The organism is Wenzhouxiangella marina (genome assembly GCF_001187785.1).
GTDB lineage: Bacteria > Pseudomonadota > Gammaproteobacteria > Xanthomonadales > Wenzhouxiangellaceae > Wenzhouxiangella > Wenzhouxiangella marina.
The window spans coordinates 3224232-3250389 of sequence record NZ_CP012154.1; the positions used below are offsets into that span (position 1 = coordinate 3224232).

Annotated in this window: 20 protein-coding genes and 1 pseudogene; 12 read left to right on the top strand and 9 right to left on the bottom strand. The window is 60.5% G+C overall.

The window, feature by feature from the left end:
• The first annotated feature begins 154 nt into the window (after window positions 1-154).
• The 4 genes from WM2015_RS13575 (at window position 155) to WM2015_RS13590 (ending at window position 3802) form a co-directional block, all read left to right on the top strand.
• Complete coding sequence (locus WM2015_RS13575; protein WP_049726554.1) at window positions 155-1672, top strand: serine hydrolase; 1518 nt, start codon at window positions 155-157, stop codon at window positions 1670-1672.
• 243 nt (window positions 1673-1915) lie between these two features.
• The gene (locus tag WM2015_RS13580) at window positions 1916-2230 is read left to right on the top strand and encodes a GIY-YIG nuclease family protein (RefSeq protein WP_049726555.1); all 315 of its coding nucleotides are present in this window, start codon (window positions 1916-1918) and stop codon (window positions 2228-2230) included.
• A 264-nt stretch (window positions 2231-2494) separates the two neighbouring features.
• Window positions 2495-2779 carry a hypothetical protein gene (locus WM2015_RS13585; RefSeq protein ID WP_049726556.1) on the top strand — a complete coding sequence of 95 codons (285 nt, stop codon included), beginning with the start codon at window positions 2495-2497 and terminating at the stop codon, window positions 2777-2779.
• A 489-nt stretch (window positions 2780-3268) separates the two neighbouring features.
• Window positions 3269-3802 carry a lysophospholipid acyltransferase family protein gene (locus WM2015_RS13590; RefSeq protein ID WP_169751189.1) on the top strand — a complete coding sequence of 178 codons (534 nt, stop codon included), beginning with the start codon at window positions 3269-3271 and terminating at the stop codon, window positions 3800-3802.
• 200 nt (window positions 3803-4002) lie between these two features.
• Here the strand turns inward: WM2015_RS13590 and WM2015_RS15675 are convergent, their stop codons facing one another.
• The 3 genes from WM2015_RS15675 to WM2015_RS13600 all read right to left on the bottom strand — a co-directional run bounded on the left by WM2015_RS15675 (window position 4003) and on the right by WM2015_RS13600 (window position 7385).
• Window positions 4003-4389 carry a thioredoxin family protein gene (locus tag WM2015_RS15675; protein WP_082169763.1) on the bottom strand — a complete coding sequence of 129 codons (387 nt, stop codon included), beginning with the start codon at window positions 4387-4389 and terminating at the stop codon, window positions 4003-4005.
• Window positions 4390-4611: 222 nt separating this feature from the next.
• Complete coding sequence (locus WM2015_RS13595) at window positions 4612-6819, bottom strand: OsmC domain/YcaO domain-containing protein (protein WP_049726558.1); 2208 nt, start codon at window positions 6817-6819, stop codon at window positions 4612-4614.
• A 188-nt stretch (window positions 6820-7007) separates the two neighbouring features.
• A complete protein-coding gene (locus tag WM2015_RS13600; protein ID WP_049726559.1) occupies window positions 7008-7385 on the bottom strand; it encodes an SCP2 sterol-binding domain-containing protein in 378 nt (125 codons plus the stop codon).
• A 294-nt stretch (window positions 7386-7679) separates the two neighbouring features.
• On the opposite strand from WM2015_RS13600, the gene WM2015_RS13605 reads away from it, so the two are divergent.
• Entirely contained in the window at window positions 7680-9293 is a 1614-nt protein-coding gene (locus WM2015_RS13605) for a S1 family peptidase (RefSeq protein WP_049726560.1), read from the top strand.
• A 257-nt stretch (window positions 9294-9550) separates the two neighbouring features.
• On the opposite strand, the gene WM2015_RS13610 is transcribed toward WM2015_RS13605, so the two are convergent.
• On the bottom strand, window positions 9551-9937 hold the full coding sequence (locus tag WM2015_RS13610; RefSeq protein WP_169751190.1) for a thioredoxin family protein: 387 nt from the start codon (window positions 9935-9937) through the stop codon (window positions 9551-9553).
• Window positions 9938-10222: 285 nt separating this feature from the next.
• Between WM2015_RS13610 and WM2015_RS13615 the strand changes: the two genes are divergently transcribed.
• Complete coding sequence (locus WM2015_RS13615) at window positions 10223-11347, top strand: hypothetical protein (protein WP_049726562.1); 1125 nt, start codon at window positions 10223-10225, stop codon at window positions 11345-11347.
• A gap of 219 nt (window positions 11348-11566) precedes the next feature.
• On the opposite strand, the gene WM2015_RS13620 is transcribed toward WM2015_RS13615, so the two are convergent.
• Both WM2015_RS13620 and WM2015_RS13625 read right to left on the bottom strand, forming a co-directional pair.
• Window positions 11567-11947, bottom strand: a complete 381-nt coding sequence (locus WM2015_RS13620) for a thioredoxin family protein (protein ID WP_049726563.1) — start codon at window positions 11945-11947, stop codon at window positions 11567-11569.
• A gap of 236 nt (window positions 11948-12183) precedes the next feature.
• Window positions 12184-13875, bottom strand: coding sequence for an Ig-like domain-containing domain (locus tag WM2015_RS13625; protein WP_169751191.1), 1692 nt, complete (start codon window positions 13873-13875; stop codon window positions 12184-12186).
• Window positions 13876-14364: 489 nt separating this feature from the next.
• Here WM2015_RS13625 and WM2015_RS13630 point away from each other — a divergent pair, with 489 nt between their 5' ends.
• The 6 genes and pseudogenes from WM2015_RS13630 to WM2015_RS15940 all read left to right on the top strand — a co-directional run bounded on the left by WM2015_RS13630 (window position 14365) and on the right by WM2015_RS15940 (window position 20280).
• The gene (locus WM2015_RS13630; protein ID WP_049726565.1) at window positions 14365-15399 is read left to right on the top strand and encodes a transposase; all 1035 of its coding nucleotides are present in this window, start codon (window positions 14365-14367) and stop codon (window positions 15397-15399) included.
• 585 nt (window positions 15400-15984) lie between these two features.
• Window positions 15985-17001, top strand: coding sequence for a transposase (locus WM2015_RS13635; protein WP_211260937.1), 1017 nt, complete (start codon window positions 15985-15987; stop codon window positions 16999-17001).
• Between the two features lie 498 nt (window positions 17002-17499).
• A complete protein-coding gene (locus tag WM2015_RS16380) occupies window positions 17500-17628 on the top strand; it encodes a hypothetical protein (protein ID WP_260319053.1) in 129 nt (42 codons plus the stop codon).
• 303 nt (window positions 17629-17931) lie between these two features.
• Window positions 17932-18477 (top strand): annotated as a pseudogene (locus WM2015_RS13640) (integrase core domain-containing protein); the annotation flags it as partial.
• 120 nt (window positions 18478-18597) lie between these two features.
• Complete coding sequence (locus WM2015_RS13645; RefSeq protein WP_156201208.1) at window positions 18598-19512, top strand: hypothetical protein; 915 nt, start codon at window positions 18598-18600, stop codon at window positions 19510-19512.
• Between the two features lie 15 nt (window positions 19513-19527).
• Complete coding sequence (locus tag WM2015_RS15940; RefSeq protein WP_156201209.1) at window positions 19528-20280, top strand: hypothetical protein; 753 nt, start codon at window positions 19528-19530, stop codon at window positions 20278-20280.
• 267 nt (window positions 20281-20547) lie between these two features.
• Here WM2015_RS15940 and WM2015_RS13655 read toward each other — a convergent pair whose 3' ends face one another.
• The 3 genes from WM2015_RS13655 to tkt form a co-directional block, all read right to left on the bottom strand.
• Complete coding sequence (locus WM2015_RS13655; protein WP_049726570.1) at window positions 20548-21711, bottom strand: phosphoglycerate kinase; 1164 nt, start codon at window positions 21709-21711, stop codon at window positions 20548-20550.
• Window positions 21712-22278: 567 nt separating this feature from the next.
• Window positions 22279-23286 carry a type I glyceraldehyde-3-phosphate dehydrogenase gene (gene gap, locus WM2015_RS13660; protein WP_049726571.1) on the bottom strand — a complete coding sequence of 336 codons (1008 nt, stop codon included), beginning with the start codon at window positions 23284-23286 and terminating at the stop codon, window positions 22279-22281.
• A gap of 868 nt (window positions 23287-24154) precedes the next feature.
• A complete protein-coding gene (gene tkt / locus WM2015_RS13665; RefSeq protein ID WP_049726572.1) occupies window positions 24155-26158 on the bottom strand; it encodes a transketolase in 2004 nt (667 codons plus the stop codon).

Consider the following 26158-nt stretch of genomic DNA (forward strand, 5'->3'; position numbering starts at 1 on the left):
GTCCGGACCAGCGCGTCCGGGGTTCCATGTTCGATTCGTACAAGACCGCTCACCCGCCATACGGTCAGAATGGACGCTCGTTCATTCATCGCAAGGTCGACCCATGTCGCGAATCCGCCCACCGCACCCGCCTTCTATCACTCGCTTCGTGCTGATGAGCCTCGTGTTCGTTCTCGGCCTGCTCCTCTGCGCATCGTCCATACAGGCTCAGGCCAGCCCCGGTGGTCAATGGCGCCAGGACATTCGCGCCTACGCCCAGAACCTGGTCGATGCCGGGCTCTCGCCCGGGCTCTCCGTCGCTGTGGTGACTGGTGATCGCGTGGCCGATGGCTTCGGCGTGGGTCTGGCCGACATGGAGACGAACATGCCGGTCGATGCGGGGACCCGTTTCTACATCGCTTCGAGCAGCAAGGCCCTGACGGCGACCGCCGTGGTCCTGATGGCGGCAGAGGGCCGCATCGACCTACAGGCTCCGGTGACCCGCTATCTGCCGACGCTCCGCTTCGGCGAGGGCATCGACGCCAACGACGTCACCGTTCACGACCTGCTGGCCATGACCGACGGTGTCTCCGATGCCTGGCCTGCGGTGCTGCGGACGGCCTATTCAGGTGAGTTCACGGTGCCCTTGCTGATCGACTTGTTCGCGGACTATGGCGCCAGCGAAGAGGGCCGCGCCTTTGACTACAGCAACCTGCCCTACAACCTTCTCGGCCTGGTGATCGATGCGGTGGACGATGGAGAAATGGCGCCCGATGGCTGGAAGACGGTGGTGCGATCCCGGGTCCTCGATCCCTTGTCCATGCACGAAGTCACCGCCAGACCCTCGACGCTGGAAGCCGATCGCATCGCCATGCCCCATGTGCTGAATGGCGAAGGGCGCTTCGAACGCGTACGCCTTGCCAAGGCTGATGCCAACCTGCACGCTGCTGGCGGCCACTTCGCCAGCGCGCGATCATTGGCACGATTCGTGGCCATGCATATCGGCCTCGGGCAGCTGGAAGGTCAGGCGATCTTCGATCCTGAAGTCATCGCGGCCACCCATGCCGAGCAGGCCCGACAGGACAGCCAGGACTTCGAGTATCAGCGCGACGGCTGGGGCTATGGCTGGGATCGGGCACTTTGGGGCGACGAGCGGATACTGCAGCGCTTCGGTGGCTTTACCGGCTACTTCTCCCACATGAGTTTTCTGCCTGAGCGGGGACTCGGTGTGGTGGTCCTGAGCAACGGCCGCACGCGCACCCCGGCCGCCGAGCTTCTCGCCGGCTACATCTACGCGCGCCTGCTTGAGCATGAAAACCTGGACGCCCACTACGCCGAAGCGCTGGAAGCCGCTCGGGAGGAGACCGCCGTACTCGGCCAGCGAATCGCCCAGAGCCTGGCCGAGCGCGCCGAACGACTCGCGCCGCTCCCGCGCCCTTTGAGCGCCTATACCGGACGGTTCCACAACCCGGCCATGGGAACGATGCAGTGGCAAGCCGTGGCCGGCGGGCTCGAGGTCTGGATGGGCATCGCCCACGCGCGAGCCGAGATCTTCGACGCGCCGCAGGAGCAGTTCCGCCTGACCCTTACCGGCGGCGGCAGCGTCGCCGGCTTCGAGTTCGATGAAGACGGAAACGTTGAGCGGCTCCGCTGGAACGGACAGGACTTCCTGCCGATCGGTGGAGACCACTGACCAGGCATCTCTAATGCGGAAGCCCACGAACTCCACCCCACTGACGCGTGTCCCACTGCGGGCATTTCGGACTTGGTGGATATCTCGTTATTGCCGCAAACGTTGACCTCAAATTGAGTCGGGAATGGAATGGCGACACCAACAAGCGCCGTCTTCTTGCACATTCGTTTCCCTGACATGGCAAGCGGTCTTGCTATCCTCGTCTCATCGAAGGGGGGCTTGGCCAGAGATGCTGATAAAAGAATGAGCAACGATGAAGCAAGCTCGCCCTTGTGGTGGATCTACCTGCTGGACTGCGATGGTCGCCTGTACACCGGCGTGAGCACCGACCCGGATCGACGCTGGCGAGAGCATCGCGCCGGAAATTCCCGGGCCGCACGGTTCACGCGAGGGGCTGCCTCCGTGGAGTTGGTTTATGCCGTGGCCCTGGGCGGACGGTCGCTGGCGCTGCGGGCCGAACACCGGCTGAAGCGCCTGCCGCGCGCCGAAAAGCTCGAGATCTGCGAGCAGTCGCCATCGGCCGCCGCCCTGCTGGAGCGACTGGCGCTGGCGCCCTGATTCCGGATCGTCTTCAAGGGCTCTCTTGTAGCCCGGACACCCGGGAAGTCAGCCAGACTTCCTGGCCGTCCTGATCCTTCGCCCCTCACTCCTACAGCCCATCCACACTGCAAATCGCAAACCTGGTGCCGTAGCGACCGGGCGCCCGAGAAAACCGGTCGGACGAATGCCAACTGCTGGAACGTCAAGTCGACCGTGATGCGGGCCGGGCGCAGTTACACTGGCGTTCAGGTGTCACTGAACACAAAGGGAGTTTCAAGCAGCATGAGCACAGACAAGGCCTTTGTCACCCATTCCGCCGAGCAGGTGCTTCGGTTCACGCGCGTCGAACACTGGGATGATTTGTCCGAGGCCCGAAAGGTCCAACTGGGCTTCAATCTGGGCGCACTGGCGATGGCCCTGAGTCTGCCCAAGGAAGACAGCTTCGATGCGCTGACCCGGGCCCGAATAGGCACGCTTTCGATGAACGCGTTCCGAGATCACCTACGCTCACTGATCGAGTCGAACCGCATTGCCGTTGATCAGGACAAGGTGGCAAAGCCATTCTGAGCGGCAAGCGGCATGGAAGGCAACCAGACTCGGGACACCCATGCAAGCCTCTGGCTTTGATGGGTGCCCCGGTTCATCCTGCAGGCATCAAGAAAGCGACTCCCACTCACTGGGAAAGATCGGCGTCCTGCGCTTCTGGTCACCATGCTCACCGATGTCCTTTCGGCCTCGTTCCATGACTGGCGATGGCTTGGGCATCACTTCGCATCTAGAGGTGCGATCTTGTGAGATTTTCGAGCTCCGCATTGGATGCGACTCCGACTCTGGTGTCCGCCGCTTGGCCGTGCCTGAACATGATCAGGTAGGGAAGCCCCCTCACACCAAAATGGCAGGGGTCTCGTTGTTTTCATCAACACAAGGTGAGTGTCTCGGTTACGCAGAACCCGAGTAAGATGACCGAACGCGCAACCGTCAGACCATGAGAATCCCCGACCTCACATGAGAGCCCTTCCTCGATTTCTGCTGAGCATCTTCGGATGGACCCTGTCCGTGAAAGACCCCGGAACCGGGCGCTGCGTCGTCATCTTTGCGCCGCACACGAGCAACTGGGATTTCGTCGTCGGCATTCTCGCGGCCTGGGGAATCGGCCTGAAAGTGCACTGGATCGGCAAGAGCAGCCTCTTCGACAGCCCGCTGGGGCCGCTTTTTCGGTTCTGGGGCGGCATCCCGGTCGATCGCAGTCAACGCGGCGGAATGATCGAGCAGATGGCAGAGCGCTTTGCAGGGACCGACGACTTCATCCTGGCGATCGCCCCCGAAGGCACCCGCAGTCACACCGATCACTGGAAATCGGGCTTCTGGCATATCGCGCGCGCCGCCCAGGTCCCGGTCGTCATGGCCTTCATCGACTATCGGCGCAAGCAGATCGGGCTGGGGGACTCATTTCTGCCTGGAGAAGACATCGAGACGGACTTCGAGCAGATCCGGGCCTTCTATGCAGACAAGCGGGGTCGCTGGCGAGAGAAGGAGAGCACCATCCGACCGCAGGAGCGCCAGCCCGCGAAGCCGGAAAGCTCAGCATAGAGTCGGCTGATCATCGGGCGCGCCTTCGAAAAGCATCAGCAACCCATCAGACCTTTGCTGACTCACGCCCACCGCCCTCTCAACGCGGCAAGAATGAAGTGACCCAAGCAAATCAGGGCCGAATCGACAGGTGCCCGGCACTGGGCATCCGGGCACCGAGAAGGGTTTGAATGGTCGCATTGAACCGAAACAGTGGGCGTCTACCGCAAAAGCGCCTGGACGCGAGACTCCAATTGATCCAGGCTTGCAGATCCAGTAATTCGACCGGCCACACTCCCATGATTGAAAAACACCACGGTGGGCAAGTCCCGAATACCGAAAATCTGTGGTGTTTCGGCATTGCTGTCCACATCCATTCGCAGAACCTGGACCCGACCACCATAGCGGGCCGCAAGCGTTCCCATTGGCCCGTCCAGGCTCCGACAAGCCCCACACCAACTTGCGTCAAAGAAAACAACCGCAGGGCCGCCCTGTCCGACAATATTGCTGAAATTCGTATCATCCACCCACGGCAAGCTCTGCGCCTGAACAGCGCCGTGGAAGGTAAACATCGAGAGTAGAAGCAAGCCAAGCAGAGATCGAGACATGATCAGTCACCTCAGGAAATAAACCACCGTGTGAAGGCTGACGAGAGAAAAAAGCGGCACGGCGACTACCCGTCGGGATTGATCCCTTGGTCCCCCTCGCGACCCGGCCAGGCTGAATGTTGCCAGGAGACCGATATCGACTTGAAGATTAGTTTGCCCAATCCATGAAGTCAATCGACGCAGAAGCGTGGCTTTCCGCGCGGCTCGGACACGGCGCAAGGTTCAAGCCTCAACGGGTGCATCCAGTGCGGTGGCCCGAGCCGCACGCCATGCGTGTAGCTTCCGGTAGCTCTCGATCAGGCGCTGATGTTTCGTCAGACCCTCCAGCTTCAGGCTTGTGGGGGTCATGCCTTGGAAGCGCTTCGAACCTTCGACCAGGCCCACCACATCGTCCATGACCTGCTCACCGTACATGCGCTTGAGATTGGCGATGAAATCGTCCACTTCGAGTTCCTTATCCAGGACAATTTCCAGAACGGCACTGACGGCGCGGTAGAACAGATTGCGTTCGACGCTGTTGTCGTTGTACTGCAGGAACATCTCGACATACTCCAGCGCGTCTTCATGCTGCTGCAGCGCCAGGCTGATCATCAGTTTCAGTTCAAGAATCGTGAGCTGGCCCCAGACCGTGTTCTCATCGAAGTCGATGCCGATCAAGGTGCCGATCAGCATGTAGTTGTCGAGCTGGCTGTCTTCTAGTCGCGCGAGCAGGTCGGCCAACCGCTCTTCATCCAGGGCATGGATACCGAGGATGTCTTCCCGATACTCCAGCGCGACATTGGTGTTGTCCCAGATCAGGTCTTCAACCGGGTAGACCTCGGAATAGCCCGGCACCAGGATCCGGCACACGGGCGCACCGAGGTCTTCGTGGACGGCGACGTAGACCTGCTTGTCCATGTCATCGAGAATGGCGAACAGGCGCGCGGCTTCTTCTTCGTTGCTGCCGGAGAAGTCCCACTCGACGAACTCGTAGTCGGCCCGGGCACTGAAGAAACGCCAGGACACGACGCCGGTGGAGTCGATGAAATGCTCGACGAAGTTGTTCGGCTCGGTGACGGCCTGGCTGTTGAAGGTCGGTGCCGGCACGTCGTTCAGATTCTCGAAACTGCGTCCCTGCAGAAGCTCGGTCAGACTGCGCTCCAGCGCAACTTCAAAACTCGGGTGCGCGCCGAAGGAGGCGAAGACGCCGCCCGTCTTCGGGTTCATCAGGGTCACGCACATCACCGGAAAACGGCCGCCCAGGGAGGCGTCCTTGACCAGAACGGGAAAGCCTTGGGCTTCCAGCGCCTGAAGGCCCTCGACGATATCGGGATACTGGTCCAGCACGGCCTGGGGCACATCCGGAAGCGCGAGCTCCTCTTCGATGATCTGCTTCTTGACGGCGCGCTCGAAGATTTCGGACAGGCACTGCACCTGAGCTTCCGCCAGCGTATTGCCGGCACTCATCCCGTTGCTCAGGAACAGGTTCTCGAGCAGGTTCGACGGGAAGTAGACCACTTCCCTGTCGGACTGGCGCACGAAGGGAAGGGACAGAATGCCCCGGTCGATGCGGCCGGAATTGGTGTCGATCAGATGGCTGCCCTTGAGCTCACCGTCGGGGTCGTAGATGGCACGGCAGTGCTCATCCAGAAGTCCAGACGGCAGCTCATCGTCGGGCCCCGGCTGGAACCATCGCTCGTTCGGGTAATGAACGAACTCGCTGTCGGCGATGTCCACGCCGAAGAAATAGTCGTTGTAGAAGAAATTGCAGCCCAGGCGCTCGATGAACTCGCCGAGCGCCGAACACAGGGCCGCTTCCTTGGTGGCGCCTTTGCCATTCGTGAAACAGGCTGGCGAGGCGGCATCGCGGATGTGCAGGGACCACACATGGGGAACGATATTGCGCCAGGACGCGACCTCGATCTTCATCCCCAGCTCGGCCAGGGTTCGGGTCATGTTGGCGATGGTCTGCTCCAGGGGCAGGTCCTTGCCCTCGATGAAGGTGCGCTTCTCACCCAGCGTCGAGCCCATCAGCAGGGCCTGCGCGTCCTCGGCCAGGCTCTGGACCGGCTCGATCACGAAGTCCGGGCCGACCTGAATCGCCTTCTTCACCGTGCAGCGGTCGATGGACCTCAGAATGCCTTCGCGATCCTTGTCCGAAAGATCCTCGGGAAGCTCGATCTGGATCTTGAAGACCTGTTTGTAGCGGTTCTCCGGGTCCACGATGTTGTTCTGGACCAGGCGGATGTTGTCCGTCGAGATTCCCCGGGCCTTGCAGTAGACACGGACGAAATAGCCCGCACACAGGGCCGAAGAGGCCAGGAAATAGTCGAAGGGGCTCGGCGCCGAGCCATCGCCCTTGTAGCGAATCGGCTGGTCGGTGACGACGGTGAAGTCATCGAAGCAGGCCTCGAGCCTGAGGTTGTCGAGAAAATTGACCTTGATTTCCATGGATTGGGGCACCTGAGACGATTTGGCAAGAACGGCGCGCCGCCGCTTTCCGAACCGGCCATTATCCGGCTTTTGGAGATGCCCGTCCTGGGGCCGAGCTTCGGCTGAATTCCGACCCGCCCTGGAAACACGCCAGGCGGTCGCGGACCGCGCCGTTCACTCGAGCAGGGGCATCAGTAGCGCTGAGCTTACTGCCCGAACACGCTCTGAAAGCGCAAGACCGTATCGAGGTCGCCTTGAATGGCGACTCGACCGGCCATGAAGGCGGTCATGGGATTCAAAGTGCCGGACTGCAGGCCCATGAAATCTTCAGCGCTCATGGTGATCGTGGCATCGGCAGGACGATCGCTCTGATCGACGATCACCCTTCCTCCCGAGACCGTGATGTTCCAGACGCCCTGCCCGGTGATCACGTAGCGGACCGTGGCGTTGATGTCCCTGATCTTGTCAGGGTGAAAATGCGACGGCATTGCCGCCATAACCTCCGGGATGGTTACCGCTCTGGCGTCATGCCAGTGGACGGAAAGCGCGAGCGCAAGCAACACCGTGATGAATTTCGTTTTCATGTCGAGGGCCAGAGCGGTAGACGGACTATCGGCAGCGTATCAGAGTATTGATTTCGGAGCCATCGGGCGTCCGCGCCACCTGACCTATCCCTGCGGTGCAAAGGCGTGATGAGCGCGCAAGAGTGGCTTCCCGCTCTTGTTCAGCCTTCAGAGATTCCCGGTCTTTCCGCGCCCCGACCCGATTCCCGCGAGCGGGCCACTTTCCGTCCAACGGGAGCGTGGCCTACAATCGGAGCGCTCCCCGGACCATGTCTCAGCGAGGGGGGACATCTTCATTCAAACAGGGGTGCGGACATGCCGAAGATCGAACGCGTTTTCCTTTCCGTCGTGCTGGTGCTCAGCGCGCTTTCTCTCTCGGCCGCTGCCGACGAGCTCACCAGCGCCCAGATCGACCAGACCTCCAGGGCGGTCGTTCGGATCGTGGCCGAGCGGAACGGCGTCGAAGTGGCCACAGGCTCCGGCACCCTGGTGACGGCCGATGGCACGATCTACACCAACCGACACGTGATCGAAGACGCGACCGACTACGTCATCGAACTACTGGATGATCCGAACGAACTCCCGGTGCCGCGTTTCCGGGCCCGCCTGACCGGCTACTCGATGGACATCGATTTCGCGATCCTGCAGATCGATCGCACGGTGGACGGCGAGGCCATCTCCGAGGAACTGGCCCTGCCCTTCATCCCCTCCCGGGACACGGAGGCGAGCCGTGGCGATGCGATCTTCGTGTTCGGTTATCCCGGCATCAGCGACGGCTACCTGACCTTCACCGAAGGAACGATCACGACGATTCGCAACGGCGTGATGAACGACGAGCGCATTCCTGTCTGGTTCCAGACCGATGCCCAGATCTCTCCCGGGAACAGCGGCGGCCTGGTCGTCAACGAGGATGGCGAGATGCTGGGCCTCCCGACTTCCGTCATCTCCGAGGACCGGACCGGCGGTCGGCTCGGCGGGATCCTGCCGATGAGCGCGGTCCAGGTCGCCATGGCACAGGGTCTGGAGGAGGATCCTTCCCGGATCGACTCGGCGAGGTCGGGCCCGATCATCGAAGGTGGTGAACTGGATTTCAATCAGGAGCCGGGCTTCGGAACGGCCGAGCTCGCCGCGGGATTCACGCCGGATCCCCTCCGCGTGGCGATGGTCAGCGGCGGTCAGGTCGCGGTCGAATACCTCGGGGGTGACTGCACGGGCTACGCCGCCGTGGCACCCGATTACCGCGTGAATTGGAGCGGCAGCTCCTCGGAGTTTCGCGTGTTCTTCTCGGCCACCGCGGGCGGCGATACGACGCTGCTGATCAACCGACCGGACGGATCGTGGGTCTGCAACGACGATGCGGAGGGCGGCCTGGACCCGATGATCGTCCTGCCCGAGCCCATGGAAGGCCAGTACGATATCTGGGTCGGCAGCTATGAAGCCGGTGCCTATGTCCCCGGCGAGCTCTACGTGACCGAACTCGACCTGCAGCCGGGCTCGGTTCAGGCCAGCGAGCTGGATTTCAGCGCCGAACCCTTCTACGGCACCGTGAGTCTGGAGGCCGGCTTCATCCCCGATCCGCGCATGATCGACATGGAGGCCGGCGGCTCCACCGACGTGTCCTACCTGGGAAGCGAGTGCGTGGGCTACGCCGCATCGTCCCCGGACGTTCGCCTGATGTGGAGCGGCAGCAGCCCGACCCTGAACTTCTTCTTCGAGCCCAGCGACGGTGGCGACACCTCGCTCATCGTGAACCTGCCCGACGGAAGCTGGCGCTGCAATGACGACTGGAGCGGAGAAACACTGAACCCGATGATCCAGGTGAGCAACCCGGCAGCCGGTCAATACGACATCTGGGTCGGCACCTATGAAGCCGGCCCGACGATCCCCGGGCGCCTCGGGATTACGGAGCGCAATCCCTCACAGGAGTAGACAGTCTTCGGGACACCGAGCGCGGCACCGGGGTCGGTTCACCCTGACCCCGGTGACAGCGCGAATTCGGGACCCGAATTCGGGACATCCGCGCAGGAAGATCCTGGTCTCGGCCGGTGGCCTGGGGCGGATCAAGCGATGAGTGTCCCAGACTTGAGACTGGCCATCGGATGAAGCTGCCCTGGATTGATCCGATCAGATCATCGGACTGATCCTGGGCGGCCGACCCTGAGCCCTGCCCACCGAAAAAGCGTCGCCTACTGCAAGATCGACTGAAGTTGACCTTCAATACGGTCGATCGAATGAGCGCCCGTCAATTGGGTCCACAACTGTCCGTTCTTGTAAAAAAGAAGATGGGGTACTTCACGGAAACCGAGCTGCCTTTGAAGCCCATAATTGTCCTCGACATCCACCTGCAGAAATCTGACGCGGCCCTGATAGCGTGCCGCAAGCGATTCGAGAGACCCGATCATTGAATTGCAGGGACCACACCAGGATGCCCGAAAGAACACGACAGTCGGCGGACCATTGTGCACCGTTTCAGAGTACTGGCTGCCGTCAAGATACGGTATGTTCTGCGCCTGGGCACCGAAGGGGGAAAGAAGCAGCAGCATCAGGACGAACTGCAAGGATCGATTGGACATCAGACACCTCGGAGAAATGATCAACGCCTGGGCGTTGTCGACAATGGGCAGCAAGAATCGAAGTGAACGCCAGTGGCGCACCACACCTCGCCCCCCTGATCTGACCGCCGCTGCAATTGCAGATCGGCCATCTGAAGGTGAGAGGCTATTCCCTTGATTCGAAGAAGTCAACAAAGGTGCTTTCATCATCAACCATGACGAAACCGATCTTTCCCCACATCAAATGTGCGGTTTCATGCCCGTTTGGCATTAGTCGTAGCGAAGCCACCCTACAACAAGTGACCCATGCCCAAACTCCATCGCAATCTTCTTTCCCTAATCTTCCTCGCGGCCCTGATCCCGGCTCTGCCCGCCAAGGCCGACGTCTTCTGCGTCACGACGACGGCCGAACTTCAGTTGGCCCTGGAACAGGCCGACTCCAATTTCCAGGATGACGAGATCCGTATCGCCCAGGGCACCTATGCGGTGCCCCAGGCCACTGGATTCACCTATCGTGGCGGATCGGAGTTTGGCGGCGACGACAATGACCTGACCCTCATCGGCGGATGGATTCAGTTCGGCGGCAATCCCTGCGGGCGACTGCGCTCCAATGCCAGCGCGCTCGACACGCTGCTGGACGGAGAGAATCGACACCGGGTCATGGATATCGTCGCCGGCAACCAGAGCAAGGTCACGATTTCCGGCATCAGCTTCTTTTCCGGAAGCCCTTCATCGGGCGATCGAGGCGGCGGCCTCAGCCTGCGCACCTTCGGTGCCGACATCGCTGAAGACTTCACGATCCAGCGGTCCGCCTTCGTGAACAACCGAGCAAGAACAGAAGCCGCGGTGTTTCTGAGCGGTGCCGCCATTCAGCGCTTCGTCGGGAATCTGGTGGTCGGCAATGTCGCTGAAGGCCAATCTGCAGCGATCAACTTCTTTCAGAACGATCAACCCGGCGTCTATGTCATCAATAACACGATCATGAACAATTCATCCGAAGAGAACCTGGGGCTCGATGATGCCACAGGGATTCGAGTCTCCATGTTCGGCAGTGCGCAAGCCCTGGTCGCGAACAACATCCTCTGGGGCAACGAGAACAACGATATTCGCTATGTTGGCGACGGCTCCATCACGTCCAGGAACAACACCATCGAGAACGCATCCGGCACGGCCAACGTCAGCCAGAACAATGTGTCGATCGAGCCGATTTTCGAGAGCGGGGGCTTTTTCGAGTTCCGCCTCGTTGCCGATTCTGCCCTCGTGGACATCGGCTTGAATCCTCCACCGTCTCCAGTCCCGCCGATCTTCGACCTGAACTGGTCACTGCCAACGACGGATGTGGGCGGGCAACCGAGGATCACGAACAATGGCGTTGACCTGGGCGCTACGGAAACCGCTCAGGACGGCATCTTCAGCGACCGTTTCGATTGAAGACAGAGACCGAATCGGTCGGAGATGAGGAGGCGGGTTCGGCTGTCTCGTCCTGCCAAGGCGACAGCAGGGTCAAACGAAGACGTGCATCTCGATGATTCCAAGAGGGAGAGCGCTTGATTCCGCAATCGGAACGCTCTCCCTTCACCGATGCACCGATACGTGCCTTGCCCCATTCGATCCGCCAAGGCCCGGAGGGTGGATTTGAGGTTCCGAACACTATGGAAGGAGCGCCTGGAGCTGACCTTCGATGACGTCCATGGGCACTTCACCAAGTTGCTGGATGATCAAGCCACCGTTGCTGAAGAAAAGCACGACTGGGAGGGAGCGCACACCGAGCCGGCTTGCCGTACTTGGGCTGCTGTCGGCGTCGAGGGAAAAGAAGCGGACGCTTCCGCGATAGCGGGACGCCATCGCCGCTACCTCGCTTTGCATCTGCCGGTAGGGCCCGGTCTGATGTCCGGTCACCAGGACAACGCTGACACCTGGGTTACCAACCAGCTCGTCAAACGAGTTGTCGTCGACGCGCTGCAGACCCTGGGCCTGAGCAACGGAAAAGGACGATAGCAACAGCGCGAGCAGAAAAGCCTTCTTGATCATTCAGAATCCCTCTTGTTCCGGCCAAGCCTACACCTTCCCGTCGCGGCAGACAACGAATTCATGCATGCCTCTCAAAAGGACGAATCAGCCTAAGTGACCCGGATCGGAGTATCCACGAAGGCACCGGCTGGGTTTGATGGGTGCCCCGTTCTTGTCACTGTCGGACGCTGCTTGAGCCGGTCGGATTTGATGGGTATCCCGGTCATGTGGTTATGTGCCGCCGGTCATGTGCCAGATCACTCGAATCTGTCCTGGAAGATGATCGGGCCGAGCTCGGTGTTGGTGAAGACGCAGGTGACTGTTTCGTTGGCATCGACGACAAAGGTTGCCGTGGCTGAAGCAAGATCGCCTGAGCTATTGCCGTCGTCGCAGACGATCGAAGAAAGGGTCCATAGCAAGGGCAATTGCTCGGTACTTGAGTAGCTTCCGGGCGCGAGCCCTGACACTACGATCTGCTGGCCATCCTGAATCATACCCGCGGCATCGCCAGTAAAGGTGAAGTTCTGGGGCGAACCATCGGGGAGGGTCTCTTTCTGTACGATCAAGGTACCCAAGTTGCCGGTGACGAAATTCCACGCTGACGATGCGGTCAGGTCGTTTAGAGCGTTGGCATTCGTCGATGTGTCGACGATCGCGCCTTCGTCGATGATGACGAAGTGTTCGACGAACAGCGACAGCGGTGACGAGGGTTGATAGGTCAGGACGTTGCCGGTGATCTGAATGGATGGATCGCCTATGGGCACCTGCTCGACCAGCGTCGGTGAGTTCAGGATGCCGGATATTATGATGTTATCCATCGCGACGCGCTCGCCCCCAGCGCTGGTCCGAACGCTGATGCGAAGATCCAGCGTGGAGCCAGTACCGCTGATGGGCAGAGCGAAGCGCTTCGCCTCGGTGCGCAAGGGCACGCCGCTGCCGAAGGGGGCGCCGGTCAGTTCTTCGCGGGCAATATTGTCTCCGTCACCTCGGAACTCGAGAATTTCCGTGAAGCTTCCTGAATTGTCGATGTCAATCAAGATCTGGACGTAGTCATCTGGACCCCAGCCCGCAGGCGCAGCAAACTGCCCACTGAAAGCAAGGTTTGTCAAAGCCGAAATGTCGATGTCGTCCCAGTCGAGATCCCTGGGTGAGGAGCCGAGTTGTGAGGCGTCGAAGTAGTTGCCGTCCAAACCGATGTAGTCGGTCGTGTTCGTCGGGTTGGGGTCACCGCCCCAAATGCCGCTGCCATCACCTGCACCGAAGTTGATGCCGAAATAGCTGCCGATACCATTCGAGCTGAACAGATCGACGCTGGTCGGCGACAGCCGGCTCGTGTCGTCGAAGCCCTCTTCCAGAGCCCGCATCTGAGTGCCGCTGTAGAGACTCAGGTTACCCGTACCAGCCTGTACTTCGTCGTTGAATTCCGCGACAAGCACCCCGGTCGGATCAACGTTTGTCTGGTCGTCCGAGGGCGTCAACGCCACCGGCTCCGGCTCACTTTCGTCCCCCGTCGTGAAACTCCATTCCGTCGTGTCAGAGACACCCAGGCCAGGAAAAGCATTTCCGGCAAGGTCTACGGCGGACCCATTCGAAAGAACCATGTAGTACTCGGTCTCTTCTTCGAGCTCATTGATCCAGTTGATGTTCATCGTGTCGTCGGTCACGTTCGTGGTCGAAAGCTGGACACGTCCGGTGTTGGCGGGGATGAAGTTGCCGACCAGTTCGTCATTGTCTGCTCGCCTGATTTGTACTGCGCCAGTGCCCAGGACAATCGTTTCGTCGAAGACGACCGATACGTTCGGGCGCGGCGTTACATTCGTAGCGTTGTCGACCGGGTCCAGAGCGACGACAGCGGGCGGCGTCGTGTCGCCTCCTGCCAGTGCTGGAGTGCTGAAGAAGGCGCTCTCTGCGAGCAACGGAATAAGAATGAATAGGCGTTTGCAAGACATGGACATAAAACCACCCCTTCGGGCATGTAATTGTTCAAAACAGCACTTCACCGCGGATACTTTCGATCCCGCGAGCTCGTCGAAAACCGGAGCCCTTGTACCTGACCGCATTACCCCACTTATCCTGCCACTTCGAAGCGCCATTCAGGCCATGGCAATTCCAAGCAATGCGGAACAGCTGCCACCAAGCGGATATTCCGGGGTGTGCAGCAAAAAGAATGACCCGTTGAGTGGAATGCCTCAGGCTCCTGGAGAAGAGCCTTCCTGCTTCCCACTTTCCGGCGCATGGCCTGCATGGAGTTCCCCGGCCCGAACCTATGATGCCTAGGCGCACTTGTCCACTGGCAAATCTGCCAGTCCGGCACCTCAGAGTGCCCAGGCGCACGAATCACACGGTCGGATCCGGGGTAAGCGAATCGGGACACCCACGAAACCACGACCATTCCCTAGCCGAAATCGAGTGGATTTCCTACTCAAGTTTCGGGGGCTTTGCTGCAGGCTTGGGCTATGACATGCCCACGCAGCCAAATTGCACCGCCCGGCGAGGCCGGCGTCTTTCATGTCGTGAGTAGATGTGTCCGCCGGGCCTTTCTCTGCGGAACCGACAAGCATTCAGGGCAGTGCTTCGAGCATCGGCGACAGTGGATCGAGGATCGCATTCGGTTCCTGGCGGATTCCTTCGCGGTTTCGATCTACTCCTATGCAGTCATGTCGAATCACTTCCATATCGTGCTGGCAGTCCATCCGAATGAGGCCCAGGCCTGGCCGGATGAGGAAGTCGCTGAGCGCTGGCTAGCGGTATTCCCGGGCGCCTTGAGCTGGACCCAGGATCCCAAACAGCGAGAGCGAATCGCCTACGCCCTGAGGAGCGACCCGAAGCGACTGCAGGAAGTGCGGGATCGTTTGGGAGACTTGAGCTGGTTCATGCGGGCGCTGAACGAGCCCATTGCTCGCATGGCCAACAAGGAGGACCAGTGTTCGGGCCGCTTCTGGGAAGGGAGATTCAAATGTCAGGCGCTGCTGGAAGAACAAGCGGTGATTTCGGCCATGGCCTACGTGGATCTCAACCCGGTTCGAGCAAAGATGGCAGACTCGCTCGAGGCCTCTGACCACACTTCGATCCAGGCCAGGATCAAGGATCAATCCCGGCCAGAGAGCCACGGGAAAGGCGAACTTCCCACTCGCCCCCTCAAACCGGTCGCGGGCCTGGATGCCAAGGCGCTGCTGGGGATGACCGAATCCAGTTATCTGGAGCTTGTGCAATGGACCGGCGAACAGGCGCACCCGCGCAAGCGAGGGAAGATCAGCCGGCCGAAGGCCAAATCCGCGCCCGACGCTCTTTGGACGCTGGCCAAGCATCCGGACCAGTGGTTGCGCAGGGTCAAGGGCACCGAAAGCCGCTACTACCGCGCCATTGGCTCCGCGGAAGCGCTGATGGCAAAGGCTGCTGTAATGGGTCAAAGATGGATGAAGGGCGTCCACAGCGAGAAAGCCCTGATCCTGATCCGACAGCAGACCGAGTAGCCATTCCTCTGATGATATCGACCGGCCAGCACCTGCTGGCTGCCTGGGCGTGCCTGGAGATCGCCAATAGCCCAGCTGCCTTCTGAATTCAGCGTCAATCAGAGCAGCTCGACCCCAAAACTCTTCTCTGTAGGATACGTATTGCTCGGCCGCGGCTGCTCGGACGCCGCTGTAATGGACTGGACTTGATGGCTGTCCTGTTCTTGCCTTGATTCAGGCCATGGCAATTCCAAGCAATGCGGAACAGCTGCCACCAAGCGGATATTCCGGGGTGTGCAGCAAAAAGAATGACCCGTTGAGTGGAATGCCTCAGGCTCCTGGAGAAGAGCCTTCCTGCTTCCCACTTTCCGGCGCATGGCCTGCATGGAGTTCCCCGGCCCGAACCTATGATGCCTAGGCGCACTTGTCCACTGGCAAATCTGCCAGTCCGGCACCTCAGGGTGCCCAAGCGCACGAATCACACGGTCGGATCCGGGGTAAGCGAATCGAGCGAATCGGGACACCCACGAAACCACGACTATTCCCTAGCCGAAATCGAGTGGATTTCCTACTGAAGTTTCGGGGGCTTTGCTGCAGGCTTGGGCTATGACATACCCACGCAGCCAAATTGCACCGCCCGGCGAGGCCGGCGTCTTTCATGTCGTGAGTAGATGTGTCCGCCGGGCCTTTCTCTGCGGAACCGACAAGCATTCAGGGCAGTGCTTCGAGCATCGGCGACAGTGGATCGAGGATCGCATTCGGTTCCTGGCGGATTCCTTCGCGGTTTCGATCTACTCCTATGCAGTCATGTCGAATCACTTCCATATCGTGCTGGCAGTCCATCCGGATGAGGCCCAGGCCTGGCCGGATGAGGAAGTCGCCGAGCGCTGGCTGGCGGTATTCCCTGGCGCCTTGAGCTGGACCCAGGACCCCAAACAGCGAGAGCGGATCGCCTATGCCCTGAGGAGCGACCCGAAGCGACTGCAGGAAGTGCGGGATCGGCTGGGCGACTTGAGCTGGTTCATGCGGGCGCTGAACGAGCCCATTGCTCGCATGGCCAACAAGGAGGACCAGTGCTCGGGCCGCTTCTGGGAAGGGAGATTCAAATGTCAGGCGCTGCTGGAGGATCAAGCGGTGATTTCGGCCATGGCCTACGTGGATCTCAACCCGGTTCGAGCAAAGATGGCTGACTCGCTCGAGGCCTCTGACCATACATCGATCCAGGCCAGGATCAAGGATCAATCCCGGCCAGAGAGCCACGGGAAAGGCGAACTTCCCACTCGCCCCCTCAAACCGGTCGCGGGCCTGGATGCCAAGGCGCTGCTGGGGATGACCGAATCCAGTTATCTGAAGCTTGTGCAATGGACCGGCGAACAGGCGCACCCGCTCAAACGAGGGAAGCTCGCCCAGCCGAAGGACGAGTCTGCGCCCGACGCTCTTTGGAGGCTGGCCAAGCATCCTGACCAGTGGTTGCGCAGGGTGAAGGGCACCGAAAGTCGTTACTACCGCGCCATTGGCTCCGCGGAAGCGCTGATGGCAAAGGCTGCTGAAATGGGTCAAAGATGGATGAAGGGCGTCCACAGCGAAAAAGCCCTGATCCTGATGCGGCAGCAAACCGAGTAGCCATTCCCCTGATGATATCGACCGGCCAGCACTCGCTGGCTGCCTGGCGTGCCTGGAGATCGCCAATAGCCCAGCTGCCTTCTGAATTCAGCGTCAATCAGAGCAGCTCGACCCTAGATTCAGCTCCGTACGGCGCGCATCGGCTGGGCCCGGCTGCTCTAATGCCGCTTTAACCGGGTGGATTTGATGGCTGTCCCGTTCTTGTTGCAACCGGGGAAACTCGGCCCCGAACTGATCCTCAATCCAGGACGACTAGCACCCAGCTCAGTCCAGCTGGATTTTCATGGGTGTCCCGTTTTTGTTGATTGGAACAGATCAACCCCAAATTCAGCTTTATTGAGCGCGTATTGGTTGGCAGCGACTGCACGGAGGCTGCTTGAACCGGCTGCATTTCATGGGTGTCCCGTTCTTATTTCATGGGTGTCCCGTTCTTACGGTCCTGTTCTTGCCTACTCCAAGATGACGAGCAGCTACTTCAGACCGACTGGATTTTAATGGGTGTCCCGGTCTTGCCGGGGCTTCAACAAGGCCGTGGTCGCCCTGGCCAACAAGAATGCACGCATCGCCTGGCTGATCGTAGCCCGCGATGCGCACTACGACTCCGGCAAGGCCTTTGCCCCTGCCTGAGGAGTCTGCCAAGCCTATGAAGAAGCAAGTCCACGACTTCGAGAGAGCCTGAACTAGGACAAAGGTGAAAAGCCGCGTGGGTGTATAGGCCTCGAAGTCATCTCGAAACTCATTGTGGGCCGGAGCGCAGAGAAGCCGCTCCACGAAGAGCCCGGATATATGTCAGCAGACCCCTTCTTCATCGCAACAAGTTGAACGCGAAAAAGCCTGGAGCAGCAGGAGAGGAGCAATCATGCCGAGAAACTCAACAAACTCCGAAAACCCGCTTGACTACGGGGAGGCGTCCATATATGTCCTAGTCTGGTCCAGGTGCGGACCAAGAAGCGCAAGAAGCTATCCCGCCCTCGAGTCCCGCTCGCTGTGCCTTCGGCGCCGAACGAGCGCTGGTCGATGGACTTCGTGTCCGACCAACTGGCCAATGGCCGGCGCATCCGGGTGCTGAACGTCGTCGATGACTTCAGTCGGGAAGCGATCTTGCAGCTGCCCGAGTCCTCGATCTCGGGGCTGCGAGTGACGCGCGAGCTTGACCGACTGCTGGAGTCCCGATCGGCACCGAAGACGATCGTCTGCGACAACGGTCCGGAATTCACCCCGAAGGCGATGTTCTTCTGGGCGAGGGAACGCCGGATCAAGCTCCACTTCATCCAGCCCGGGAAGCCGACGCAGAATGCGTTCGTGGAGAGCTTCAACGGCAAGTTCAGAGACTACTGCTTGAACCTGAACTGGTTCGCGAGCCTGGAGGATGCTCGAGAGATCATCGAGAACTGGAGAAGACACTACAACGACGTTCGACCCCACCGTTCCTTGAACGGCTTGCCACCCAGCCAGTACGCAAGGCAGGCGGCATGAGATACTCCATCTCCCACATTGGGCGTGGCCCTAAACCAGGGGTACGGTCACCGAGCCCGCAATTGAATAATTTGATGTGACTGAGTATTTTGGAAAGCGAAGAGCTCGGGCTTTTACGAAATGAAACAGACAGCATTTGGCATTCGTAGGAAAATCCGCTTGTTGGGGTTCTTCGCGGTTCCGAGTTTTATGGACGTTCCAAAAGGATTGAAAGGGATTTTGGGTGTTTTTGGAGCTATTCTTGCCTTTCTAGGTAGCCCTCAACCTGCGCATGGTGGCGTGGATGAAATGTTCAGGGATGATTTTGAATCGAGGATCGTTACCAACATCATCGGTCTGAGCGAGGGGTTCGAAGGCACTAGAGTTGTGACTGCGCGAATCTGTGACAGGGAAAAGCTGGGAATTGCCAGCGTCACTTTAAGCTATAGGCCGGTCGCGACTACCCAAGCGATGCAGTTCGAACCAAACTCCGATCCACCCATTACCCAAGGCGCGGTTTCCTGGGTGGATGTCTCCATGCAGCCGATTGCTGTAGCTTCAGGTCTTTGCCAGGACTATGAGTCTTCCGTGGAGATCCCCTTAGAGTACGGGCTGGCATTAAACGACAGCGGTCGGATCGAGTGGGAGTTTACAATCGAGTTTCAAAGCGGCGACTCAGAAGTGTATCCCCAGATTGAGCCGGGGAGGACTCTGTTCTGGGCCACTGAAGAAACGGCGCAGCAAGTCATTGAGCTCGCTTTAGGGACTGATGACAATGCGTTCGTCGCCTGCTATGACTGCGAATACAACACGCTTCAATACGACGCAATAGGATTTTTCTTCGGAAATGGCCAGAATTTTGCTATCGAGTATAACGGTGAGTCTAGATCTAGCGACGAAATCGAGCAAATGGAGGACAACTATGAAGATGCTTCTTCAAAAACTTTCTTTCTGCTCGAGCTAGGAAGTGTTAGTGAACTAACGGATCGGCTTGCTACGATATCGAATAAGAATCAAAAGCAGGCGCTTAGTATATTGTCTAGGAATCGGAGATAGGGTTTTTTCACTTCAATGGTTCAATCAATTCTTGTTCAAGCATTCCCGCTCTTTCTAGCACCTGTCTTCGTTGCCCCAATGGCGACGGATGGAATCTTCTCGGATCGTTTTCATAGTTTGCCAGTGCTCAATGTTTTGGGTATGGAGGCCGGTTTCGAAGGTGATCGGATGGTTTTTGCAGACATTTGCACTGATAACATATCGAGTGCCGAATTCAGCTATGACACGACAGATGAAGTGCCGGGTGTAATGGCCACCATTTCCATGGCCTCAGCGGGCCCAAGCTCATTTCCGCAGGGTAGCCAGGGCTGTTCAGAATACTCCCAATACGAGACAGTGGAGAGCGTACCTCTAACTTATGTGGGCGCTCTTTCTCCAAGCGGCAAGGTGATTTGGAATATCAAAGTAACGCATACCGACGGGACGGAGTATTCAACTCCTCTGTTCAGAACTATATTACTGGCAAATGAAGAATCAGCACAAAGCGCGATAGAAGCCATTCTCAATGATAACCAAAACGTATTTGTCGATTGCTACCAGTGTCCCGTTGAATTGCCCAGTGGAACAGCCGTGGAGTATGACGCCGTCGGCTTTTTTATAAATGGGAACGGAAATTTCGCGATTCAGTATGAAGGTGCCTATTCGGCCTCGGTCCTGAATGAGATGCGGTTGTTCTATGAGCAAATTGCCCCTAACAATAGTTTTTACGTGCTGAATAATAGTGCTCTCGATAGCCTCTCACAAAGTGTACTGGCGATTATCCAGTGAACTAAGGATTGCTGGTGTACCTAGCCATCTTCATTGTCCACTTAAAGCAATAAAACGGCGAACCCCGATGTTGTGACTATACTAAGCCTTGACAATTGGGTAGCCTGCCGCTCGCAGCTTTAGGTGCTGCGCGACTGCCGCGCACCTGGTGGCGCTCGATATTGACCACCCGACCCGGAATCAATGAGTCACTCCGCGGGAAACCCATTGAAATCGAAGAAATGGTGGACCCGGTAGGACTTGAACCTACGGCCTGCCGATTATGAGTCAGCTAGCTGACAGCGCAGCCAGAGCCGGCAATTCTTTCCCCTCCACATACTCAAGGAAAGCACCGCCAGCGGTCGAGATGTAATCAACCTGATTGGCAACACTGAACTTCTCGACCGCCGCAATCGTATCCCCACCCCCGGCCAGCGTGAACCCTTGGGTCTCCGCCACCGCTTCGGCGACCACTTTCGTCCCCTTCGAGAAGTGCTCGAACTCGAACACGCCCACCGGCCCGTTCCAGATCACGGTCCCGGCGCCCTTGATGATCTCCGCCAGGCGCGCGGCCGAATCCGGGCCGATGTCCAGGATCATCTCGTCCTTGTGCACCTTGTCGACGTCCCGCAGTGAGGGATGCGCGTCCTGGTGGAAGCGCTCGGCGGTGACGACGTCGGTGGGCAGGGGAATGCTGGCGCCCTTTTCTTCCGCGCGCTTGATGAGCGCCCTGGCCGTGTCGACCAGGTCTTCCTCATAGAGGGAGTTGCCGATCTTGTGCCCGGCCGCGGCCAGGAAGGTGTTGGCGATGCCGCCGCCGACGATCAGCTGGTCGACCTTTTCGATGAGTGCTTCGAGCACCTGCAGCTTGCCCGAGACCTTGGCGCCGCCAACGATCGCGACCAGGGGGCGCTTCGGGTGGGCCAGGGCCTTGTCGAGGGCGGCGACCTCGGCGGCCAGCAGCGGACCGGCGCAAGCGACTTTCGCGTAGCGGATGACACCTTCGGTGCTGGCCTGGGCGCGGTGGGCGGTGGCGAAGGCGTCCATGCAGAAGACGTCGCAGAGCGCGGCCATCTTCTTCGCGAGCTCCTCGTCGTTGGCCTTCTCGCCCTTCAGGAAGCGGACGTTTTCGAGCAGTACGAGCTGACCGGGCTCGACCTCGACGCCGTCGATCCAGTCGGTGACGAGCTGGACGGGCTGGCCGAGGAGCTCGGTGAGCTTCTCGGCGACGGGCTTCAGGCTGAATTCTTCGCTCGGCTCGCCCTCGGTGGGGCGGCCGAGGTGGGACATGACCATGACGGCCGCACCCGCGTCCAGGGCCTGGCGCATGGTCGGCAACGAGGCCTGGATGCGGGCGTCGCTGGTGACGACCCCGTCGCGGATCGGCACGTTGAGGTCGGAACGGATGAGGACGCGTTGGCCCTTCAGATTGATCTGGTCGAGGGTTTTCATGGTTGTGCTCTTGCTGGAATCCTGGGTTTTCGGTTTTGTGTTTTAACCACGAAGGACACGAAGGGCACGAAGGAAAAGCTTTTGTGACTGAAAAGCGGGTTCGTGGTGGAAACCGGCTCGGCAGGAATGCTTCTGAGGTATTCCGAGCCGCTTCAGTCTTTTCTCTTCTTCGTGGCCTTCGTGACCTTCGTGGTCAATCAATCAGCTTCGATTGTAGTGCCGATCAGCTCGGTTCAGCTGCCGAACACGGTGATCGAGGCCCCTACGGCCATCAGCCGAGAGTGACTGATGAAGGGGTGGAGGTCAAGCCCTTGGCCGGCGGCGCCGGACGAGGGCCCCGGGCGGAGACCCGGGGGCTAGTGGCTTTCGTAGCTAAATCGAAGCCACTGGGTCCCGGATCAGGTCCGGGATGACGGATGGTGTTAGGACCGTTCGGGGCCGGATCGAAGCCACTGGGTCCCGGGTCTTCGCCCGGGATGACGGATGGTGTAGGACCTTGGTGCATCCCGCAAATGAAAACGGCCCGGGGGTTCCGGGCCGTTTTGGGTCTTTCTTTAACCGCTTGGATCAGTTCAGCTTGCTTACCGCGAGGGCGGTGTCGAGCATGCGGTTGGAGAAGCCCCATTCGTTGTCGTACCAGCTCAGGACCTTCACCAGCTTGCCGCTGACCTTGGTCAGGGTGGCGTCGAAGACGGAGCTGTGCGGGTTGTGGTTGAAGTCGATGGAGACGAGGGGCTCGACGTTGTAGCCGAGAATGCCCTTCAGTTCGCCTTCGGCGGCGGCCTTGACGGTCGCATTCACTTCTTCGACGGTGGTTTCGCGACTGGCGACGAAGCTCAGGTCGACAATCGACACATTGATCGTCGGGACGCGCATGGCGAAGCCGTCCAGGCGGCCGTCCAGTTCGGGCAGGACCAGGCCGACGGCGGCGGCAGCACCCGTCTTGGTCGGGATCTGGCTCATGGTGGCCGAACGGGCGCGGCGCAGGTCCGAGTGGTAGACGTCGGTCAGGACCTGGTCGTTGGTGTAGGCGTGGATGGTGGTCATCAGGCCGGTTTCCAGGCCGATCTTCTCGTGCAGGGGCTTGACCAGGGGCGCCAGGCAGTTGGTGGTGCAGCTGGCGTTGGAGACGACGTGATCGCCGTCCTTCAGGACGCCGTGGTTGACGCCGTAGACGATCGTCGGCAGGTCCTTGCCCGCCGGGGCGGAGATCACGACCTTGCGCGCGCCGGCCTGCAGGTGGGCCGAGGCCTTTTCCTTGCTGGCGAAGAAGCCGGTGCACTCGAGCACCACGTCGACGCCCATCTCACCCCAGGGCAGCTTGCTCGGATCCCGCTCGGCCAGCACGCGAATGCGGTCGCCATTGACCACCAGGGCATCGCCGTCGACGACCACGTCGGCGTGGAACTTGCCGTGGGCCGTGTCGTAGCGGGTCAGGTGGGCATTGGTCTGGGCGTCGCCCAGGTCATTGATCGCGACGATCTGGATGTCGCCGGTGCGGCCGGATTCGTACAGGGCACGCAGGACGTTGCGGCCAATGCGGCCGTAGCCGTTGATGGCAACCTTGGTGGTCATGAGATGGGGTCTCCCTGGGGTTTGGGTTGAGTTATCTCTTCTATTGTAGTGTTTTCGGGGGGTCCGATGGGGGTTGGGCGCCTGGTGGCGTTGGTTGCTCGCAGGCTGCGCCTGCATTGCTTTGTTTTGCAGGCTGGCGCCTGCCCGCTTCGCGGAAAGTCAAAGGCTTTCGCCCCCGCTTCGCTTGCGGGGCGAGTTTCTTTTGGCAAACGAACCAAAAGAAACCAAAAGTTCTGACGCCCGGAGACCTCGCCGGCCTTCGGCCGGACACTGCGTTGCTCATTCGGAACGAAATGGACTCGCTTTAACTCCCTCCGCTACGCTGCGGTCAGACAGGCGAGCCCAAACCCTTTCGTTCCGCCTTGCGCTACTCGACGAGCGTCTAGGGCTAAGGAAAAGTCAAAATCTCATGGCGCAAGTGCGGCGGGGCCGAGCGAAGCGCAGGTGAAAGGGAATATACGGTTTGCGCGCAGCGCAAGAAGTCCTTGAGCGTCACTGGCCGCACGTGATGGCCCGAAAAGGCTTTTCCTCTGCCCTTGACGCTCGCCGGAGGCGCGCAGGGCGGAACGGAGTCTTTGTGGGCGTGCCTGTCTGACCGCAGCGCAGCGGAGGGAGTTCAAGCACGTCCACCCGTTCCAACCGAAGCGGCGCAGGGGACCGGCGCAGCCGGCGAGGTCACTGGGCAACAGCCCTTTTGGTTCCTTTTGGGGCGACTGCCAAAAGGAACCCGGCCCCGAAGGGGACGGAACGCCTTTGACTTTGACTTTCCGCGCAGCGGGGCAAGCGCCAGCTTGCAAACCCAAGCAATGCAGGCGCAGCCTGCGAGAAAAATCCAGAGCGAGCGGCGCGCCACCCACCCCGGGCGGCATCAGCCGCCCACCACCTCTCGAACGGCGTTCACGACGTTCTCCACCGTGAATCCGTATTCGGCAAAGAGCTCCTCCGCCGGCGCGGACGCGCCGAACTCGTCCATTCCGATGACTCGGCCCCGGTCGCCGACCAGGCGCCACCAGTACATGGACACGCCGGCTTCCACGGCCACGCGGGCGTGGACGTCGGCGGGCAGGACGCTGGTCCGGTAGGCCTCGTCCTGGGCCTGGAAGCGGTCCGGGTTGGGCATGGAGACGACGCGGGTCGGGGTGCCGTCGGCTTCCAGCTGGGCGGCGGCCTGGACGGCCAGGCCGACTTCGGAGCCGGAGGCCATGATGACGGCTTCGGGCTTGCCACCCGCGGCTTCCTTCAGGATGTAGCCGCCGCGCTCGACGTTGGCGAGCTGGGTGGCGTCCTTCGGCTGGTGCGGCAGGCCCTGGCGGGTCAGGATCAGGGCGGTCGGGGACTTGCGGCGCTTGATGGCGCGGCCCCAGGCGACCATGGTCTCGGCCTTGTCGGCCGGGCGCCAGACTTCCAGGTTCGGGATCAGGCGCAGGCTGGCCGTGTGCTCGACGGGCTGGTGCGTCGGGCCGTCTTCGCCCAGGCCGATCGAATCATGGGTGTAGACGTGGATGGCCCCGGTCGGGATCAGGGCGGACATGCGAACGGCGTTGCGCGCGTAGTCGGAGAAGACCAGGAAAGTGCCCGTGTAGGGGATGAAGCCGCCGTGCAGGTCCAGGCCGTTGGCAATGGCGGTCATGCCGAATTCGCGCACGCCGTAGCTCAGGTAGTTGCCGGTGGCCAGGTCGTCCATGATGTCGACGGAGCCGGACCAGTCCGTGTTGTTCGAGCCGGTCAGGTCGGCGGAGCCGCCGATCATCTCGGGCAGGTGCGGGGCCAGGGCCTCGATGCTCATGCCGGAGGCCTTGCGGGTGGCGACCTTGCTGTCGTCGGCCTGGGCCTTGGCAATGGCATCGGCCAGGATCTGGTCGAAGTCGGCCGGCAGCTGGCCGTTCATGCGGCGCTCGAACTCGGTGGCGGCTTCCGGGTGGGCGTTCTGGTAGGCGGACCAGCGCTCGGCCCATTCGCGCTCCATGGCCTGGCCACGCTCGCGGGCGTCCCAGGCCTCGCGAATCTCTTCGGGGATTTCGAAGGGCGGGTAGTTCCAGCCCAGGGCCTTGCGGGTGGCGGCGATTTCGTCGTCGCCCAGGGGCGCGCCGTGCGTGGCGGCGGTGCCGGCCTTGTTCGGCGAGCCGAAGCCGATCGTGGTCTTGCAGCAGATCAGGGTCGGCTGATCCGTGTTGGCCAAGGCCTCGTTGATGGCGGCATCGATGGCATCTGGATCGTGGCCGTCGACGTCCTCGATCACCTGCCAACCATACGCATCAAAGCGCTCGGGCGTGTTGTCGGTGAACCAGTTGCCGACTTCGCCGTCGATGGAGATGTTGTTGTCGTCGTAGAAGACGACCAGCTTGCCCAGGCCCCAGGTGCCGGCCAGGGAGCAGGCCTCGTGCGAGATGCCTTCCATTAGGCAGCCGTCGCCGGCAAACACGAAGGTGCGGTGGTCGACGACCGTGTGGCCGTCGCGGTTGTAGCGCGCGGCCAGCAGCTTTTCGGCCAGGGCCATGCCGACGGCGTTGGCCAGGCCCTGCCCGAGGGGGCCGGTGGTGGTTTCGACGCCCGGCGCCTCGCCGGCTTCCGGGTGGCCCGCCGTGGGCGAGTGCAGCTGGCGGAAGTTCTTCAGGTCCTCGATGGACAGGGCGTAGCCGGACAGGTGCAGCACCGAGTACAGCAGCATCGAGCCGTGGCCGTTGGAGACCACGAAGCGGTCACGGTCCCACCACTCGGGGTGGTTCGGGTTGTGGCGCAGGTGGCCGTTGTAGAGGACTTCGGCGATGTCGGCCATGCCCATGGGCATGCCGGGGTGGCCGGAATTGGCGCGCTGGACGGCGTCCATGGAAAGCGCGCGGATGGCGTTGGCGAGCTGGCGGCGATCGGTCAT

Bases quoted from the DNA above. Each gene is read 5' to 3' on its own strand.
- WM2015_RS13575 (WP_049726554.1), top strand. From the start codon at position 155: ATGAGCCTCGTGTTCGTTCTCGGCCTGCTCCTCTGCGCATCGTCCATA.
- WM2015_RS13580 (WP_049726555.1), top strand. From the start codon at position 1,916: ATGAGCAACGATGAAGCAAGCTCGCCCTTGTGGTGGATCTACCTGCTG.
- WM2015_RS13585 (WP_049726556.1), top strand. From the start codon at position 2,495: ATGAGCACAGACAAGGCCTTTGTCACCCATTCCGCCGAGCAGGTGCTT.
- WM2015_RS15675 (WP_082169763.1), bottom strand. From the start codon at position 4,389: ATGTCTCGATCTCTGCTTGGCTTGCTTCTACTCTCGATGTTTACCTTC.
- WM2015_RS13595 (WP_049726558.1), bottom strand. From the start codon at position 6,819: ATGGAAATCAAGGTCAATTTTCTCGACAACCTCAGGCTCGAGGCCTGC.
- WM2015_RS13600 (WP_049726559.1), bottom strand. From the start codon at position 7,385: ATGAAAACGAAATTCATCACGGTGTTGCTTGCGCTCGCGCTTTCCGTC.
- WM2015_RS13605 (WP_049726560.1), top strand. From the start codon at position 7,680: ATGCCGAAGATCGAACGCGTTTTCCTTTCCGTCGTGCTGGTGCTCAGC.
- WM2015_RS13610 (WP_169751190.1), bottom strand. From the start codon at position 9,937: ATGTCCAATCGATCCTTGCAGTTCGTCCTGATGCTGCTGCTTCTTTCC.
- WM2015_RS13615 (WP_049726562.1), top strand. From the start codon at position 10,223: ATGCCCAAACTCCATCGCAATCTTCTTTCCCTAATCTTCCTCGCGGCC.
- WM2015_RS13620 (WP_049726563.1), bottom strand. From the start codon at position 11,947: ATGATCAAGAAGGCTTTTCTGCTCGCGCTGTTGCTATCGTCCTTTTCC.
- WM2015_RS13625 (WP_169751191.1), bottom strand. From the start codon at position 13,875: ATGTCTTGCAAACGCCTATTCATTCTTATTCCGTTGCTCGCAGAGAGC.
- WM2015_RS13635 (WP_211260937.1), top strand. From the start codon at position 15,985: ATGACATACCCACGCAGCCAAATTGCACCGCCCGGCGAGGCCGGCGTC.
- WM2015_RS13645 (WP_156201208.1), top strand. From the start codon at position 18,598: ATGAAACAGACAGCATTTGGCATTCGTAGGAAAATCCGCTTGTTGGGG.
- WM2015_RS15940 (WP_156201209.1), top strand. From the start codon at position 19,528: ATGGTTCAATCAATTCTTGTTCAAGCATTCCCGCTCTTTCTAGCACCT.
- WM2015_RS13655 (WP_049726570.1), bottom strand. From the start codon at position 21,711: ATGAAAACCCTCGACCAGATCAATCTGAAGGGCCAACGCGTCCTCATC.
- gap (WP_049726571.1), bottom strand. From the start codon at position 23,286: ATGACCACCAAGGTTGCCATCAACGGCTACGGCCGCATTGGCCGCAAC.
- tkt (WP_049726572.1), bottom strand. From the start codon at position 26,158: ATGACCGATCGCCGCCAGCTCGCCAACGCCATCCGCGCGCTTTCCATG.